The following is a 15,875-nucleotide window of genomic DNA, read 5'->3' on the forward strand; positions in this document are numbered from 1 at the left end:
TGCACTCCATCAACAAAAGAGGCACACATTCAGGCGCAGTCTTATATTTTTTACAAAACAGGTTTTTCAAGCGTTTCTTAACATTTTTCTCCATAAATCACAGCATATTTTTACTAATAATGAGTGTTTCTACTGATCAATATTTCTCTATTACAGCCAATGGAATTGGGATTACATTAATAGAAGCATAAGGGATATTTTCTTTAGGGAGCTCTTTTCTCAGCTATATCTGTAAAATCATCTTGCATTTACAATATATGATGCAATTAAAAAGGATGATTATTAAAGCTTAGAGAACGCCTTTTAGTGGCATCACTCCAATATTTGCAATAATTATTTTTTCTTTTTTCCTACTTAGAAATTTGTTTTGAAATCCAACAAATAGCTTTTCTGATAAAATTTATCTTTGGCTTCATATGAGCAACAAAACCTTTATTTGATAAAATGAGTAGAGAACCTCAGCGAGAGGACTATCTTGTTCTTGTGTCATAGGATATAATATAATAGGTCTACAATCGACTCCAATAGGAGCTCTTCCTGACACCATTCTTTCCACATTTACACCTGTTACTATCTGTCCCTTTTCTTTCCAAGAAGAAACTGTTTTAGGCTCAATTGCCTCCATAATATTTTTCTTGATCTATTTCATGATTCATAAGCTCCTTGGATTTTTTCAAAATAATCAATGTATTCTTTGTTCTAAATAAGCTTAACAAACTCTCCTGCCAAGAGAGCGAAGTTATTCCTCTCTAGAAAGCTCTGAGTGATTGTCAAAATCCTTTGCTACCCCTTCAATCAAAGCGTAGCTAACTTGCTTCACCTTTGCTACTTTTTGCGCTAAAGCTATTGCCCGCTCAAGGTGAGTTTTGTTGATGCTGTCGTCAAAGCCTAGATGATCTCCTACTGCAAAACTTTGCTGATAAAAATGCAAGTCTCAACATCACCTAATAAATAATTATCATCCAAGCTCTGATAAAATGCTGGAACTTCTTTCCATGGCATTGCTGGAATATTTTGAATAAATTTTCCCAATAAAGCTTTTGCTTTTGGTACCAATTGCATGTCCACATCTATACCACGCGCTGCGGCATGTTTTATAGCAATATTCAAACGCGATAAAGCCTTGCTTGTTGTTTCGTTTTTGGTTTTCCAAATAGGGGATAAGCATTCTTTTATATCAATCTGCGTCAATTCAGTAATTGCTATATCTCCAAGTTTAGGAAAAACATGCAATGTGAGAGGTGTTAACCACCTTGCTGCGGTTCCTTCATTTTTCAATTCGCTTTTTTTAGCTTCAAAAGCATTTAAAACTATTTCTCTTAAAGAAATACTATCAACCGCCTGTCATAATTTTTCATTTTTCCTTTTACGAATCTGGTCAATACCTTGTTGCAAAAAATTACGGCAAGCTGTAGCCTTAAGCCTTGCTTCTTTCAAAGATACAACGCTACAAGAGCCTAACCCTATTTCAGGACGTTTTTTATTGAAATCGAATCGAAAAACCCAACGCCCTTGATTCTGTGCTGTTTTGATAAGCCATAATCCAGCCCCATCCGCATATTTACCTTTAGGCAAATTTTTTATAGATAAGGTGGATAATCTATCACGCGTTCTTGTTTTCCTAATCACTTTTTAAACCACCTTTTGAATTGCACTTTTGACGGATTCACCAGATATCAAGATCGTATAAAAAATACAATTTTAGAAATAAAAACAATGAGTTATAAAGGAAATAAGATAAACGACAATACCTAGTGATATTGTAGAAAATCTATAAGTGGTGCGGTCGAGAAGACTCGAACTTCCACAGGTCACCCCACAGCGACCTCAACGCTGCGCGTCTACCAATTCCGCCACGACCGCACGTGGTTAAGCAAAACATTCTGATTCCTAGCCTTTAACAAATCATAAAGAAAGGTACAAGCCAATTTTCTCTTTCTCATAATTTATTTTATTCGGATGATATATAACTTAATAGAAAATACTAAAAAATATGGGTTTTACTATGATCTTTGAACCGTCATCATAAAATGCGTTTGTGCAGCCTGATCTTTTTCATAATAACCATGAAAATTTTTTGTAATTGTTGTAACGCCCTGTTTTTGGATTCCTCTCATAGCCATACACATGTGCTCAGCCTCAATTAATACTGCTACCCCACGAGGTTTCAGATACATTTTTAAAGCATTAGCCACTTGCGCTGTCATAGATTCTTGCGTTTGTAAACGACGAGAAAAGATATCAACAACACGTGCAATTTTTGAAAGGCCAACAATTTTTGCTTTAGGAAGATATGCTATATGCGCTTTTCCAATAATTGGAATCATATGATGCTCACAATGTGAATAAAAAGGTATATTTTTTACGATTACCGATTCATTGTACCCTGAAACTTCTTCAAAAACTGTGCCTAAGGTTTCTTCAACCGATTGAGTATAACCATTAAAAAGCTCGCGATATGCCTTAGCTATACGTCTTGGAGTATCTAAAAGCCCTTCTCTATTTGGATTTTCCCCTACCCATAAAAGTAATGTACGAATCGCATCTTCCACCTCTTCAATACTTGGCCGCTTCTCTTCGAACAACAAAGAATCCTTTGCGCCTTCTTTAACAACATTACGCATTCAAAAACTCCAAACTTTCTCTACACAAAACATTTGCTAAACACCTATTTCATTTTGTATAATCCTTAATATAAGCAAATTAAAAGCTTAAACAATCACGACTCTCAAAATTTCAGGCAGTAGCGCATGATTGATAATATCTATAATGATAAAATACTTGAATATGCAGCACATATAAGCAAAATTGGGCGTCTTAATAATCCTGATGCCAGATCAAGCAAACATTCACATCTTTGTGGTTCAACAATTACTGTAGATTTAAAAGTAAAAAATAATATCATTACAGATTTTGCTCATGAAATATATGCATGTGTGCTAGGACAAGCTTCGGCTTCACTTTTAGCATCTCATATCATCGGGCAAACAACGCAAGATTTTAAAATGTTGCGTGACGTTATCTATCAAATGCTAACACAGGATGGTCCTTCTCCTCAAGCTCCATTTGAGGATTTTTCTTGCTTACAGCCCATTAAAGACTATAAAGTGCGCCACGCGGCAACACTATTGCCTTTTGATGCAACGATAGACTGCATTCAAAAAATTGAAGAGAAATAAATGTTCAAATTACAGTTTCAACAAAAAAAAATAACTCGGAATTATACAGGTGCTTGGCAAAAAACACCCGGACGATTATTGGGCACTTTTTTAATACGTTTTTATCAAATAACATTTTCAAGTCTTATAGGCAATCAATGTCGCCATGCCCCAACTTGTTCAGAATATACGTATGAAGCAATTGCACGCCATGGACTTTGGGCTGGTGCATGGATGGGACTCTTTCGTATCATACGTTGTGGCCCCTTTGGAACAGATGGCTTTGATCCAGTGCCTACATCGCTTGGAAACTCTTGCTGTTTTTATAAACCTTGGCGTTACTGGAAAGTTTCTAACAAGCACAACAAATAATCCTTTCCTTTTTTTATATATATTGATAAAAAAACAGCCTATAAGCTTTTTACTCAGTTTTCACGAAACCATCCGCAATCGTTGGCGGAATTGGATTAAAAGGGTGTTTTTATGTCTTGCTCTGTTTCTCTTTCTTTTCCCGATGGCTCAGAACGTAATTACTCGGCTGAAATGACAGGCTTAGAATTAGCAGAATTGATTTCTAAATCACTAGCAAAAAAAGCTGTTGCCTATAGTCTTGATGGCATCATACGAGATCTCTCGGATCCATTAGGACAATCTGGTCAAGTGGAGATTATTACCCGTGATGATTCACGTGCTCTTGAGCTCATAAGACATGATTGTGCGCATGTCCTTGCTGAAGCTGTGCAAGAACTTTTTCCTGAAACGCAAGTGACAATAGGCCCTGTCATTGAAAATGGGTTCTATTATGATTTTGCACGCCAACAACCTTTTACATTAGATGATCTCGCCATCATCGAAAAGAAAATGCGTGAAATTATCCAACGCAATAAACCTTTTAGAAAAGAAATTTGGTCTCGTGAAAGAGCAAGAAAAGTTTTTTATGAAAAAAAGGAATTTTATAAAGTTGAACTTATCGATAGCATTCCTGAAAACCAAGATTTAAAAATCTATTATCAAGGCGAGTGGTTCGACCTGTGCCGCGGCCCGCACATGCAATCTACAGGACAAATTGGAAATGCTTTCAAATTAATGAAAGTCGCAGGAGCTTATTGGCGTGGTGATGTTAATAATCCAATGCTTACGAGAATTTATGGAACAGCATTTGCTAATGAAAATGACTTAAAAGCCTATCTACATATGCTAGAGGAAGCTGAAAAACGTGATCATCGCCGCTTAGGACGTGAAATGGATTTATTTCATTTTCAAGAAGAAGGACCAGGAATGATTTTTTGGCACAAAAAAGGCTGGAAAATGTTCCAAAATTTAATCAACTATATGCGTAGACGCCTTGATGATCATCAATATGCTGAAGTTAATGCACCACAAGTTCTCGATAAGTCGCTTTGGGAAATATCTGGCCATTGGAGCTGGTATAAAGAGAACATGTTCAAAACAATTCCAGCAGAAGAAGATTCAGATCATAGAAATATGTATGCTCTTAAACCAATGAATTGCCCTGGTCATGTACAAATTTTTAAACATGGTTTAAAATCTTATCGTGATTTGCCCATTAGACTTGCTGAATTTGGTCTTGTTCATCGTTATGAACCTTCAGGCTCTTTACATGGTCTTATGCGTGCGCGTGGTTTTACACAAGATGATGCGCATATTTTTTGTACTGATGAACAATTAGCTGATGAATGTCTCAGTATTAATGATCTTATTTTATCAACTTATGCTGATTTTGGTTTTAAAGAAATCAGTCTTAAGCTTTCAACACGTCCGGAAAAACGAGTTGGATCTGACGTGTTATGGGATCATGCGGAAAATATCATGGAATCTATTCTTAAAACGATTGAAATAAAATTTTCAGGACGGATCAAAACAAGCATCCTTCCAGGTGAGGGAGCGTTTTATGGTCCAAAATTTGAATATACATTAAAGGATGCTATTGGTCGTGAATGGCAATGTGGAACAACACAAGTAGATTTTAATCTCCCTGAACGTTTTGGTGCATTCTATATCGATAAAGATTCAGAAAAACGCCAACCTGTTATGATTCATCGCGCCATTTTTGGATCAATGGAGCGTTTTCTTGGTATATTAATCGAAAATTTTGCTGGGCATATACCACTTTGGCTTGCTCCTGAACAAGTTGTTGTTGCAACAATTACATCTGAAGCGAATGAATATGCCCAAAAAATAACAGCAAAACTTAGAGCTATTGGGCTTTCTGTAACAACAGATCTCCGTAATGAAAAAATTAACTATAAAATACGAGAACATTCTTTACAAAAAGTCCCTGTAATTTTGGTATGTGGCAAACGTGAAGCTCAAACAAACAGCGTAAATATGCGCCGCTTAGGAAGTACGAATCAGACTTTTTTACCTGTAGAAGACGTGATTAAACAGCTGTCAAATGAGGCAACACCTCCAGATTTACAGCGTGTAATAAATGCATAACATCACAAAAGATGATAAGATCTTAATTTTTTTTACTATAAATTCTCAATTTTACAAAATTAAATAGTTTAATATTGGAGTATTTGAGGAGTTATACATCTAATAAATACCAATTAATAGCTCTCTTAACCTTTATAACAAGAAGATTGTGCTATTCTATCATAGGTGAATCATTACGATAATTATAAAAACATCCAAAAGAAAAACTGAAAACAAGATTATATTTATGAATAAATATGTAAATTAGCTGAACAATCATATATCTTATTTGTAAGATAAGTTTTTATCAAAACAATGATAATATATTGATTTATAATAAATAATCCACCGTTATTCATCTAAAATGGGCGTCTCGAATATAATAGGATTCTATCATTTTATATTGAATCAATCAGTATCATTCTCTTGCACGCGACAAGCGAGATGAATGTACTATCTAGAAAGAACTAACAATGCCTATAATAAAATCACCTCAAGAACCAAAGATTGCCGAAAACATTATGAGTGGGCTAAAATTATGATAGTAACACTCAACTAGCCTCTTCACACAAACATAAAAATGGTAGCCTTAATGAATTTACTACTATACCATTTACGATTCCCAACGCAAAATGGGGTTAGGTGTTTTATTTCTTTAAAATAAGCGCAGCCAATTAGCAACCCACGAGCATTCTACCTCCCTTACGGAATTTCGACTCGCTAGATATCGTTTTAACTTTTCTGAGAATTATAAAACTAAATCAAAGGAAAATAGCAAAATTCAACGTTAATTTTTTCCCCTCTTCTTAAAAACTCTTATTAAAAAACGAGTCAAATATAATATATACATATGATACGTTAGCAGCTAATTTAATATAAAAGTTCGAAGTACACTTATAAAGTATCTAAATATCTACAAAACATAATTACCATGCTAGATACTATGTTCATTTACGAAAAAATTTCAAAACACATTTTTTGCTAAAAAATAAGCACAATATAAAATAAAAAACATAATTGTTACCGTGCTCTATCAAGAACACGCTTACATTCAATGAGTTCAAACAATATTTCTTGCAACAATACTTTATCAGTTTTCTCCTTATAGAGATTCACAGAACCAATAGATGCCTCTCCCTCACTCCTCATGAAACTCAAAAGTCCAAAAGAAGATTTTTTAGGCTTATTGCTAACATTTTCAGAAGTTTGTCCTGCATGTTTTTTCTCTATGACAACATTCATAGCATCAAGATTACCGCTACCAAATGCAGTCACAAAAGCAACACCATTTTCTTTCAAAAGACGCTGCACACCTTTTATTGTATATCCCTGATCATACAATAACTGCTTAATACCATTAAGTAAATCAATATCAATCGGACGATAATAGCGCCTTCCTCCTCCACGTTTCATTGGCTTAATCTGCCTAAAACGTGTTTCCCAGAATCTCAAGACATGCTGCGGCAGCTCCAACAACTCGGCTACTTCGCTAATTGTGCGAAAAGCATCAGAGCTTTTATCCATTTTTCAACACCTTATCTAAGATACGATAAATGATTTGATAATGATTCATTACATCTCAATCTCGCAACAAGATTAGTCAAAAATAGGACTATAATTGACTACTTATTAAACAGTTAAAAAAAAACACAGAACTTTATTTTAGATACTTTTTAATAAATACTAAACATTATCATGCGTTTATTTATGAGACATCATTTTTCTGTCTTGCACGATGCGAATCTAGAATTCTTTGTTTAAGTACATTTGCAGCCTTAAATGTTACAACACGTCGCGGAGAAATAGGTGCTTCCACACCTGTTTTTGGATTGCGCCCAATACGTTCATTTTTACTGCGGACTTGAAAAGTTGCAAAAGAAGATAATTTAACAGCTTCACCTTTTACAAGTGAGCTGCAAATCTCATCCAAAATCAACTCGACCAAAGCTGCTGATTCAGTATGTGACAAGCCCACTCTTTTACAAACTACGCTCGCTAAATCTGCACGCGTTACTGTCTTACTTGCCATTATAACCACCTATTAAAATATTAAAAATTACAAAATGACTTATACATCTATTCAAATATGGTCAAGTCACCATAATTTACCAACGAATAAGAATTGCTCCCCATGTAAATCCACCTCCCATAGCTTCTAACATAATAAGATCTCCTTTTTTTATTCTTCCATCGCTAATAGCTGCTGTTAATGCCAAAGGAACTGATGCTGCTGACGTATTACCATGTTGATCAACAGTAATCACAACTTTCTCTGGTGAAATTCCCAATTTTTTAGCAGATGCTTCAATAATGCGCCTATTAGCCTGATGAGGTATAAACCAATCTAGTTGTGAAGAATCCATACCCACAGCTGCAAAACAATCATCAACTACATCGGTTATCATACCAACAGCATACTTAAAAACCTCTCGTCCTTCCATACGCAAATAGCCTGTCGTTTGGGTTGTTGAAGGTCCACCATCAACATATAGTTTATCTATATAAGCACCATCAGAACGCAGTTTTGCAGACAATATACCACGCTTAAAAACAACATTCTTTTCAATTTCTTGTGCTTCCAAAATAGCAGCCCCCGCACCATCACCAAACAAAACACATGTTGTACGATCTTCCCAATCTAAAATTCGAGAAAATGTATCAGATCCAATAACTAAAATTCTTTTAATTGCTCCACAGCGTAAATAAGAATCTCCTGTTACTAAAGCAAAAATAAAACCAGAGCAAACGGCTTGAATATCAAAAGCAAATCCATGGCTCATTCCCAAAGCATACTGAATTTCAACAGCAGAAGCAGGAAAAGTACGATTTGGTGTTGAGGTTGCTAAAATAATACAATCAATATCCTTTATTGTAAGACCAGCATTTATAAGGGCTGCTTGCGCAGCTTCCACACCTAAAGAAACCGTTGTTTCATTTTCATTGGCAATATAACGTTGATGTATTCCTGTACGTTGAACAATCCATGAATCTGACGTTTCAACAAACTTTGCAATCTCATCATTTGATAAACTTTTTTTCGGCAAAGCACTTCCTACACCACGTATAATTGATCGAATCATTCAGCTCTCACCTTTTCTTCAAACTTCTCATTTCTATTGTAAGAGCTTATCATAAGGCCTCCCCATTCATCACCGATTCATCTTCCTGATCAAAAAGCGCTTCTTTATTCTCATGAAACCGCCGCAAATCTGCAGTTATTTTTTGTAAAAGACCATTATTAACCACTTCATAACCAACACGGATAGCAGAAGCAAAACCATTAGCATTAGCACCACCATGACTTTTTATGACAACACCATTCAAACCTAAAAGCACTCCTCCATTCACCCTATCGGGATCCATTTTATGTTTCAGTGTACGAAAAGCTCCCCGTGATAAAAAATAACCAAGAGATGTTAAAAAAGAACTGCGCAGTGCAGAGTTTAAAATCTCTCCTATCTGTCGCGCTGTCCCTTCTGCGGTTTTTAAAGCAATATTACCAGAAAATCCTTCTGTTACAACAACATCAACAGTTCCTTTTCCAATATCATTGCCCTCAACGAATCCTTTATATTCTAATCCTTCTAATTGCACTTTACGTAATATCATTCCTGCTTTTTTTATTTCATAAAGCCCTTTAACCTCTTCTACTCCCACATTCAAAAGCCCCACGCTTGGTTTTTCAGTATGATATAAAGCGCGAAACATCCCCGCTCCCATAACCGCCAAATCAACCAATTGACTAGCAGATGCACCAATTGTTGCTCCAATATCTAAAACGATACTTTCACTGCGAAGTGTTGGCCAGATACCTGCAATACCAGGACGTTCAGCCTCTGCTAGCATTTTTAAACAAAAATAAGACATGGTCATGAGTGCCCCTGTATTACCAGCAGAAACACAAGCATCAGCTTCACCATTTTTTACCGCTTCAATAGCACACCACATTGATGATTTACCACGTCCATTGCGAAGTGCTTGGCTTGGCTTTTCATCCATGCGTGTATAAGTTTCTGTAGAACAAAAGCACGATACAGAATCCAAACAGGGATACTTTTTTAGAACTGGCTTGACAACCTCCTCCATCCCATAAAACAGAAAATAAATATTTGACAAATATTTTTGTACAATTGCTGCTCCTGCAATAGCTGCTTCTGGACCATAATCACCACCCATGACATCTATGGAAACTCTAATCACGCTTGCATATCCCACATCTTCTTATTTACATCCTTAAACGCATATTATGATTTTCGGCTTCTGAACACTCACAAAACACATCTTGCGAAAATAGCTCCGCAGAAAAAACCGTTTTTATCATAGTATACAATAGATAATTTTTTTACGTTTTTACAATAACTTCCAATTTTTCAAAACAGAAAATGGCGAAAGTTTTTGCTCTTCTTCTTCTAAATTTTCAACTGCATGCATCTTTACCTCCTCCTTACGTGGATAGTGATTAATAGACAACTCAAAAAACTCTTCCATGATTGCACCAATATCAATTTTATCATCATAAAACACTTCTGGAGTATCAAGTCCCTCCACATCTAAAAATAATTCTCTCGTATCCTCTGATCTTTGAGGCTTTATCAAATTTGAATCTTCAGGAACAAAAACAGTATCAATATTTTCACAGAGAATATTTTCTAATGGTTCTAATGTGATAACACATAACTGTAATATACGCGCTTGCAACAGTCCTTTTATCCGTACTCCTCGTTTTTTCCACGGAAAAATATGGAATTTTCCCTCACAAGATTTTACTTCAATTAAATCATGGTTCTGAGCTAAACATGCACATTCTTTTTTATTTGCATAAAGATGAGCTTTGATACCTTTCGCAGGTAAAGAACGTACGGATATTGGATAAGTCAAAGCAAATATCATTTGAGAAAAATTCTGAACATTCATTGAAAACTCCCAACCACAAAAACATATAAAGCACAGTACTTTTATTTACCTCAAGTACATTTGATACATTTTTTACTTTTCTAAAGAAATTCTATATGGCATAATTTTCTTTATAATAGGGAAACTCAGTGTAAGCTACAGTAGATTAAGCTAAAATTAGAAAAAACTTGAGGTTGCCTTCTTGTCGTACATCTAAGTATAAAAAGGAGTTATCATTGTTTTATATGTCTCACATAATAGTCTTAATCAAACGTAAATTATTGGTTTGTCTAGCAATAGCAAACATCATAGTACTTGCGGGTTGTAGTCTTCTTGATTCTTCAGGTTCAAGCCAAATTTATAGAGAGGGCTATATTCTTGATAAAAATGCTCTGAGTTCTATCTCTATTGGATCCAGTCAAGAGCAGGTTCTTTTAACTTTAGGGACCCCTTCATTAAAAACAAAATATGATAATGAAGTTTTTTATTACATCTCGCAAACACGTTACCGTGGGATGCAGTTTATGAAAACAAAGATTATTGACCGCAAAGTTTTAGCCATTTACTTCAATGAAAATAATCAAGTTACAAAAGTTGCTAACTACGGCTTACAAGACGGTCAAGTGTTTGATTTTATTTCTAGAACAACACCAACTGCAACAAAAGAACACCCTTTCTTAATGCAAATTATAAAAGGTCCTGCAAATCCACCACCCCATAACTGAATTATATAGTCTGCATATCGTTCCAATACTGTTAGACTTGATCTTATCAAGTCTAACAGTATAAGAAATTATGATTCTTAGAGGCGGACTTTTTTTGCCATATTGTCAAGAATCGCATTAACAAGTTTTGGCTCATCACCTTCAAAAAATGCCTTTGCTATATCAACATATTCACTCATAACAACCGCAATAGGAACATCTTTACGGTTGATTAACTCCCATAAACCTGCTCGTAAAATTGCTCGTAATATAGAATCAAGACGTGAAAGAGACCACTCTGCAGAAAGCTGTTTATGAAGCAAAGGATCAAGCCTCTTTTGATCTTTTACAACACCTGTTATAATAGCCAAGAACCATTGAAAATCAGCTTCAAGATACTGATCCCCATCAATATCTTTTCCTAGACGATAAGCCTCATATTCAGCTGCCGTTTCCATCACCCCTGAACCCACAATATCCATTTGATAGAGTGCTTGAACTGCAGCAAGTCTTGCTGCTCCACGTTTATTGGCTGAACGCGGAAAATGTCTGTTTTTTATATCAGGCATAGTTAACGATTATCTCCAAATCTCTTTTTTAGAGCGATCATACATAAAGCCGCTTCAGCTGCAAAACCACCTTTATTTTTGTCCTCTTGTTTTGCACGTATCCAAGCTTGTTTTTCATTTTCAACAGTCAAAATGCCATTTCCAATAGCCAAATGCTTATGAACAGTTAAATCCATCAATGCACGACAAGAATCATTAGCAACAATTTCAAAGTGATATGTTTCACCCCGAATAACACAACCAAGTGCAACATAACCGTCATAAGATATCTTATTTAGTTCAGCAAAAGCGATAGCGCTTGGAATTTCTAATGCTCCAGGAACCGTTACAATGTCATAACTCGCTTCAGCTTTTTGCAAAGCAGTCACAGCACCTTTTAAAAGTGAATCAGAAATTTCCTCATAAAAACGTGCTTCAACAATCAATACATGAGGCTTTTTATGTATCTCTTTCATCATAATGGAATTCCACAAAAACGAATCAAAAAAAATCAAGGTTATAAAGTGTAAAATTCTAAAAGCGATCAATAGATTTTTGATTTATTCATCTTTCATTTTTAAAGTAAGAAGCTTAGCAGAATAACGAGCAAATTGATCAATTTCCAAATTAACCAAATCTCCAATTTTAGCTTGTCTCCAAGTTGTCATTTCAAGTGTATGGCGAATAATAAGAACATCAAAAATACAATCCTCAACAACATTAACAGTCAAAGATGTCCCATTAAGTGCAAGAGATCCTTTATTAACAATGAAAGGTATAAATTGTCTTGAAACTTTTAGATAAAAACGAATCGCATCTCCTTCATTTTTTTGATCAATGATTTCAGCCAGACCATCAATATGACCAGAGACCAAATGTCCTCCCATTTCATCACCCAATCGAAGCGAACGCTCTAAATTAACAAAAGTTCCTTTTGTCCATTGTACAAGATTCGTCAAACGCAATGTTTCTTCCCACGCTTCGACGATAAACCAATTGGAGTTTTTTTGTTTTAATCCTCGCTCTACAATTGTCAGACAAATTCCTGAACACGCAATTGATGCGCCAATTGCTAAGCTTTCTATAGCATAGCGTGTAGAAATCTTTAAACGGACACCCTGCTTTAAAGATTGAATATCTTCAACACAACCGATGTCTGTTATAATTCCTGTAAACATAATGCCTTATGCCTCCATTTATAAAAACGGTCATTTCCAAACATTCTTGCCTCAACTTCATGAAATTGCGAAAGATAATTTCCAAAATGAGGAGCTTCAACACGACCTTTTCCTAAAACAACGGGTGCATAAAAACATATCAGACGATCCACACAACCAGCATTTAAAAACGTTTCCCCTGTTTTTGCACCTCCCTCAAGTAAAACGCTATTGATTCCATGTTTATAAAGCAGCTGCAAAATAGCAAGTGGCTGCAAGTGACCATTGCTCATTTTTATCGAATACACAGATACACCATACTGTTTCAGCGCATTTTTTTTGTCTTTATTTAAACGATTTGCATCACAAATAACCCAAGTAGGAACTGTTGTTGCCGTTTGAACAACTTTTGCCTCAAGTGGGATAGATAAATCTGCATCCAAAATAATACGTGTAGGTGAACGCATCTCCAATCCTGGTAAGCGGCAATTTAATTGCGGATCATCTGTTAATATAGTGCCAATACCAACCATGATAGCATTATTTTGGGCACGTAAAATATGGGTATGGGTATGAGAAATAATTCCACTAATTTTCATTCCCCGCTTTTCTCTTTTTCCCACACCATTATCGGCAGAAATTGCCATTTTAAAAGTAACAGCACAGCGTTGCATCTTCCTGATACACCAGTGCGTATATAAAGATTCAAAAGCTTCTTCAGCTAAAATGCCCTCAATTACTTCAATACCGGCCGCACGTAAAAGAGCAATACCACGACCATCAACGCGTTCGTCACAATCATTAAGAGCAACAACAACGCGAGAAATACCCGAATCAATAAGTGCATTCACACATGGAGAAGTTTTTCCATAATGTGCACAGGGTTCTAAAGTCACATAGGCAGTGGCTCCTTGAGCTAAAGAACCAGCCATGCGTAAAGCTTGCACTTCTGCATGAGGCCTGCCATGAATAGCTGTTACGCCATAACCAACAATAAACGTGCCCACACCGTCATCGTTTCGCACAATCAACGTACCAACCGAAGGATTCCCACCTGTAAGACCGACATGACGCTCTGCTAAACGGATAGCTGCAGCCATAAACCGTTCATCTTGCACTTTTTTATTCATCAAAACGAGATTCTGTATCCGCTATATCCTTTGACAACTCATCTATAACATCGTGAAAATCGCTTGCATTACGAAAATCGCGATACACAGAAGCAAAACGGATATAAGCAATGTCATCAATTCTTTTCAATGCTTCCATCACAAGATGTCCAATTTTTTCTGAAGCAATCTCTGGTTCCCCCAAACTTTCAAGTTGTCGCACAATGCCAGAAACTGCTCGTTCGATATGATCAGGATCAATATTGCGCTTACGTATAGCCAAATCAACCGATCGCATTAACTTATCACGATCGAATGGCTCACATCGTCCACTTTTTTTAGCAACCAAAAGCTCGCGTAACTGAACACGTTCAAAAGTTGTAAAACGACCTGCACAAACGGAACATACACGACGACGACGAATCACCGCTCCCTCTTCTGCAGGACGCGAATCTTTAACCTGTGTATCCTCATATTGACAATAAGGACAGCGCATTTCTTTCGTACCCTTAACGCGTATTAAAAGAAGAGTAAAGAGGGAATTGATTCGTTATATCTTCCACCTTTTTCTTCACAGCTATTTCAACAGTATGATTGTCTTCATCACTTTTTGCATCCCGAAGACCATCAAGAACTTCTGAAATCAAATGACCAACTTGAATAAATTCTTTCTCTGAAAAACCACGCGTTGTGGTAGCAGGTGATCCCAAACGAATTCCCGATGTTATAGATGGCGTTTCAGGATCAAAAGGAATAGCATTTTTATTGCAGGTAATATGAGCGCGTCCCAAAGCCAATTCAGCACGTTTTCCTGTTAGATTTTTGGAACGTAAATCAACTAACAATAAATGATTGTCTGTACCGCCAGAAACAATATTAAAACCATTACTTTGTAATGTTTTTGCTAAAGTTTTTGCATTTTCAACCACATTGGCACTATAACTCTTGAAAGATGGACGCAGAGCCTCTTCAAACGCAACGGCCTTTGCCGCAATCACATGCATTAAAGCTCCTCCTTGAAGACCAGGGAAAATTGCAGAATTAATTTTTCTGGATAAAGCCTCATCGTTTGTCAATATCAAACCACCACGAGGACCTCGAAGCGATTTATGTGTTGTTGTCGTTACAATATGCGCATGTGGCACAGGTGAAGGATGTACGCCACCAGCAACAAGACCGGCAATATGAGACATATCAACAAGTAGATAAGCACCAATCTCATCGGCTATTTCACGAAAACGCTTCCAATCCCAGAAGCGAGGATAAGACGATCCCCCTGCGATAATAAGTTTTGGTTTACGCTCTTCTGCAAGCCGCTCAACCTCTTTCATATCGATAATCTGATCTTCTTGACGCACCCCATAAGAAACAACATCAAACCATTTCCCAGACATATTGACAGATGAACCATGCGTAAGGTGACCACCAGCATTTAAATCCAATCCCATAAATGGATCACCAGGCTGAAGTAAAGCTAAAAAGACAGCTTGATTCATTTGGCTACCAGAATTAGGCTGCACATTTGCAAAAGCTGCACCAAAAAGCTGTTTTGCTCTTTCAATGGCTAAATCTTCAACGACATCAACAAATTGACACCCACCATAATAGCGTTTTCCTGGATAACCTTCTGCATATTTATTGGTTAAAACAGAACCCTGTGCTTCAAGAACCGCTCTTGAAACAATATTCTCTGAAGCAATCAGCTCAATTTCATGTTGTTGCCGATCAAATTCGCCCTTAATTGCTTCAAAGATTGCACTATCGACAGTTTGCAAATTATCATTAAAAAAGCGCTTTTGTACGTCAATTTCTTGCTGTGTCATAAAATACGTTCCTAACATAATAAAGTAAAGTTACTAAACGATAA

18 protein-coding genes, 1 tRNA gene and 2 pseudogenes are annotated in these 15,875 nt (G+C 36.3%); 4 read left to right on the forward strand and 17 right to left on the reverse strand.

Annotation, left to right across the window (positions count from 1 at the left end; translation table 11 throughout):
* Positions 1–412: 412 nt before the first annotated feature.
* From MCY_RS02015 to folE, 6 genes and pseudogenes are all read right to left on the reverse strand, one after another.
* Positions 413–625, reverse strand: coding sequence for an HNH/ENDO VII family nuclease (locus MCY_RS02015; protein ID WP_007346703.1), 213 nt, complete (start codon positions 623–625; stop codon positions 413–415).
* Between the two features lie 114 nt (positions 626–739).
* A pseudogene (locus MCY_RS09015) lies at positions 740–951 on the reverse strand (DUF6990 domain-containing protein); the annotation flags it as partial.
* Between the two features lie 132 nt (positions 952–1,083).
* Positions 1,084–1,329: pseudogene (locus MCY_RS10290) on the reverse strand (phage integrase central domain-containing protein); the annotation flags it as partial.
* A gap of 15 nt (positions 1,330–1,344) precedes the next feature.
* Entirely contained in the window at positions 1,345–1,629 is a 285-nt protein-coding gene (locus MCY_RS02025) for an Arm DNA-binding domain-containing protein (RefSeq protein WP_007346705.1), read from the reverse strand.
* Between the two features lie 149 nt (positions 1,630–1,778).
* Positions 1,779–1,863: transfer RNA gene (locus MCY_RS02030), tRNA-Leu, on the reverse strand.
* A gap of 140 nt (positions 1,864–2,003) precedes the next feature.
* Positions 2,004–2,624: a GTP cyclohydrolase I FolE gene (gene folE / locus MCY_RS02035; protein WP_007346706.1), complete on the reverse strand. Its 621-nt coding sequence runs from the start codon at positions 2,622–2,624 to the stop codon at positions 2,004–2,006.
* Between the two features lie 126 nt (positions 2,625–2,750).
* Here folE and MCY_RS02040 point away from each other — a divergent pair, with 126 nt between their 5' ends.
* The 3 genes from MCY_RS02040 (at position 2,751) to thrS (ending at position 5,618) form a co-directional block, all read left to right on the forward strand.
* Entirely contained in the window at positions 2,751–3,179 is a 429-nt protein-coding gene (locus tag MCY_RS02040) for an iron-sulfur cluster assembly scaffold protein (RefSeq protein ID WP_007346707.1), read from the forward strand.
* Positions 3,180–3,530, forward strand: a complete 351-nt coding sequence (yidD, locus tag MCY_RS02045) for a membrane protein insertion efficiency factor YidD (RefSeq protein WP_007346708.1) — start codon at positions 3,180–3,182, stop codon at positions 3,528–3,530. It begins immediately after the preceding gene.
* A gap of 111 nt (positions 3,531–3,641) precedes the next feature.
* Entirely contained in the window at positions 3,642–5,618 is a 1,977-nt protein-coding gene (gene thrS / locus MCY_RS02050; protein WP_007346709.1) for a threonine--tRNA ligase, read from the forward strand.
* A gap of 999 nt (positions 5,619–6,617) precedes the next feature.
* On the opposite strand, the gene MCY_RS02055 is transcribed toward thrS, so the two are convergent.
* The 5 genes from MCY_RS02055 to MCY_RS02075 all read right to left on the reverse strand — a co-directional run bounded on the left by MCY_RS02055 (position 6,618) and on the right by MCY_RS02075 (position 10,511).
* Positions 6,618–7,121 carry a MerR family transcriptional regulator gene (locus MCY_RS02055; RefSeq protein WP_007346710.1) on the reverse strand — a complete coding sequence of 168 codons (504 nt, stop codon included), beginning with the start codon at positions 7,119–7,121 and terminating at the stop codon, positions 6,618–6,620.
* Between the two features lie 181 nt (positions 7,122–7,302).
* Complete coding sequence (locus MCY_RS02060) at positions 7,303–7,626, reverse strand: integration host factor subunit alpha (protein ID WP_007346711.1); 324 nt, start codon at positions 7,624–7,626, stop codon at positions 7,303–7,305.
* 76 nt (positions 7,627–7,702) lie between these two features.
* The gene (locus MCY_RS02065; protein ID WP_007346712.1) at positions 7,703–8,677 is read right to left on the reverse strand and encodes a beta-ketoacyl-ACP synthase III; all 975 of its coding nucleotides are present in this window, start codon (positions 8,675–8,677) and stop codon (positions 7,703–7,705) included.
* 49 nt (positions 8,678–8,726) lie between these two features.
* Positions 8,727–9,797, reverse strand: a complete 1,071-nt coding sequence (gene plsX / locus MCY_RS02070) for a phosphate acyltransferase PlsX (RefSeq protein WP_007346713.1) — start codon at positions 9,795–9,797, stop codon at positions 8,727–8,729.
* 150 nt (positions 9,798–9,947) lie between these two features.
* The gene (locus MCY_RS02075; protein WP_007346714.1) at positions 9,948–10,511 is read right to left on the reverse strand and encodes a YceD family protein; all 564 of its coding nucleotides are present in this window, start codon (positions 10,509–10,511) and stop codon (positions 9,948–9,950) included.
* A 224-nt stretch (positions 10,512–10,735) separates the two neighbouring features.
* On the opposite strand from MCY_RS02075, the gene MCY_RS02080 reads away from it, so the two are divergent.
* Positions 10,736–11,215, forward strand: coding sequence for an outer membrane protein assembly factor BamE (locus MCY_RS02080; protein WP_007346715.1), 480 nt, complete (start codon positions 10,736–10,738; stop codon positions 11,213–11,215).
* 77 nt (positions 11,216–11,292) lie between these two features.
* Here MCY_RS02080 and nusB read toward each other — a convergent pair whose 3' ends face one another.
* The 6 genes from nusB to glyA form a co-directional block, all read right to left on the reverse strand.
* Positions 11,293–11,763 (reverse strand): transcription antitermination factor NusB, encoded by a 471-nt coding sequence (nusB, locus tag MCY_RS02085; RefSeq protein WP_007346716.1) that lies wholly within the window; start codon positions 11,761–11,763, stop codon positions 11,293–11,295.
* A 2-nt stretch (positions 11,764–11,765) separates the two neighbouring features.
* Entirely contained in the window at positions 11,766–12,221 is a 456-nt protein-coding gene (locus tag MCY_RS02090; protein ID WP_007346717.1) for a 6,7-dimethyl-8-ribityllumazine synthase, read from the reverse strand.
* An 81-nt stretch (positions 12,222–12,302) separates the two neighbouring features.
* Positions 12,303–12,920: a riboflavin synthase gene (locus tag MCY_RS02095; protein WP_007346718.1), complete on the reverse strand. Its 618-nt coding sequence runs from the start codon at positions 12,918–12,920 to the stop codon at positions 12,303–12,305.
* A complete protein-coding gene (gene ribD / locus MCY_RS02100) occupies positions 12,902–14,029 on the reverse strand; it encodes a bifunctional diaminohydroxyphosphoribosylaminopyrimidine deaminase/5-amino-6-(5-phosphoribosylamino)uracil reductase RibD (RefSeq protein WP_007346719.1) in 1,128 nt (375 codons plus the stop codon). Before ribD ends, MCY_RS02095 begins: the two co-directional genes overlap by 19 nt.
* Positions 14,022–14,504 (reverse strand): transcriptional regulator NrdR, encoded by a 483-nt coding sequence (gene nrdR, locus MCY_RS02105; protein WP_007346720.1) that lies wholly within the window; start codon positions 14,502–14,504, stop codon positions 14,022–14,024. Before nrdR ends, ribD begins: the two co-directional genes overlap by 8 nt.
* 13 nt (positions 14,505–14,517) lie before the next feature.
* Positions 14,518–15,831 (reverse strand): serine hydroxymethyltransferase, encoded by a 1,314-nt coding sequence (gene glyA / locus MCY_RS02110; RefSeq protein WP_007346721.1) that lies wholly within the window; start codon positions 15,829–15,831, stop codon positions 14,518–14,520.
* Between the last annotated feature and the right edge of the window lie 44 nt (positions 15,832–15,875).

This window comes from Bartonella rattimassiliensis 15908 (genome assembly GCF_000278215.1).
GTDB classification, from domain to species: Bacteria; Pseudomonadota; Alphaproteobacteria; order Rhizobiales; family Rhizobiaceae; genus Bartonella; species Bartonella rattimassiliensis.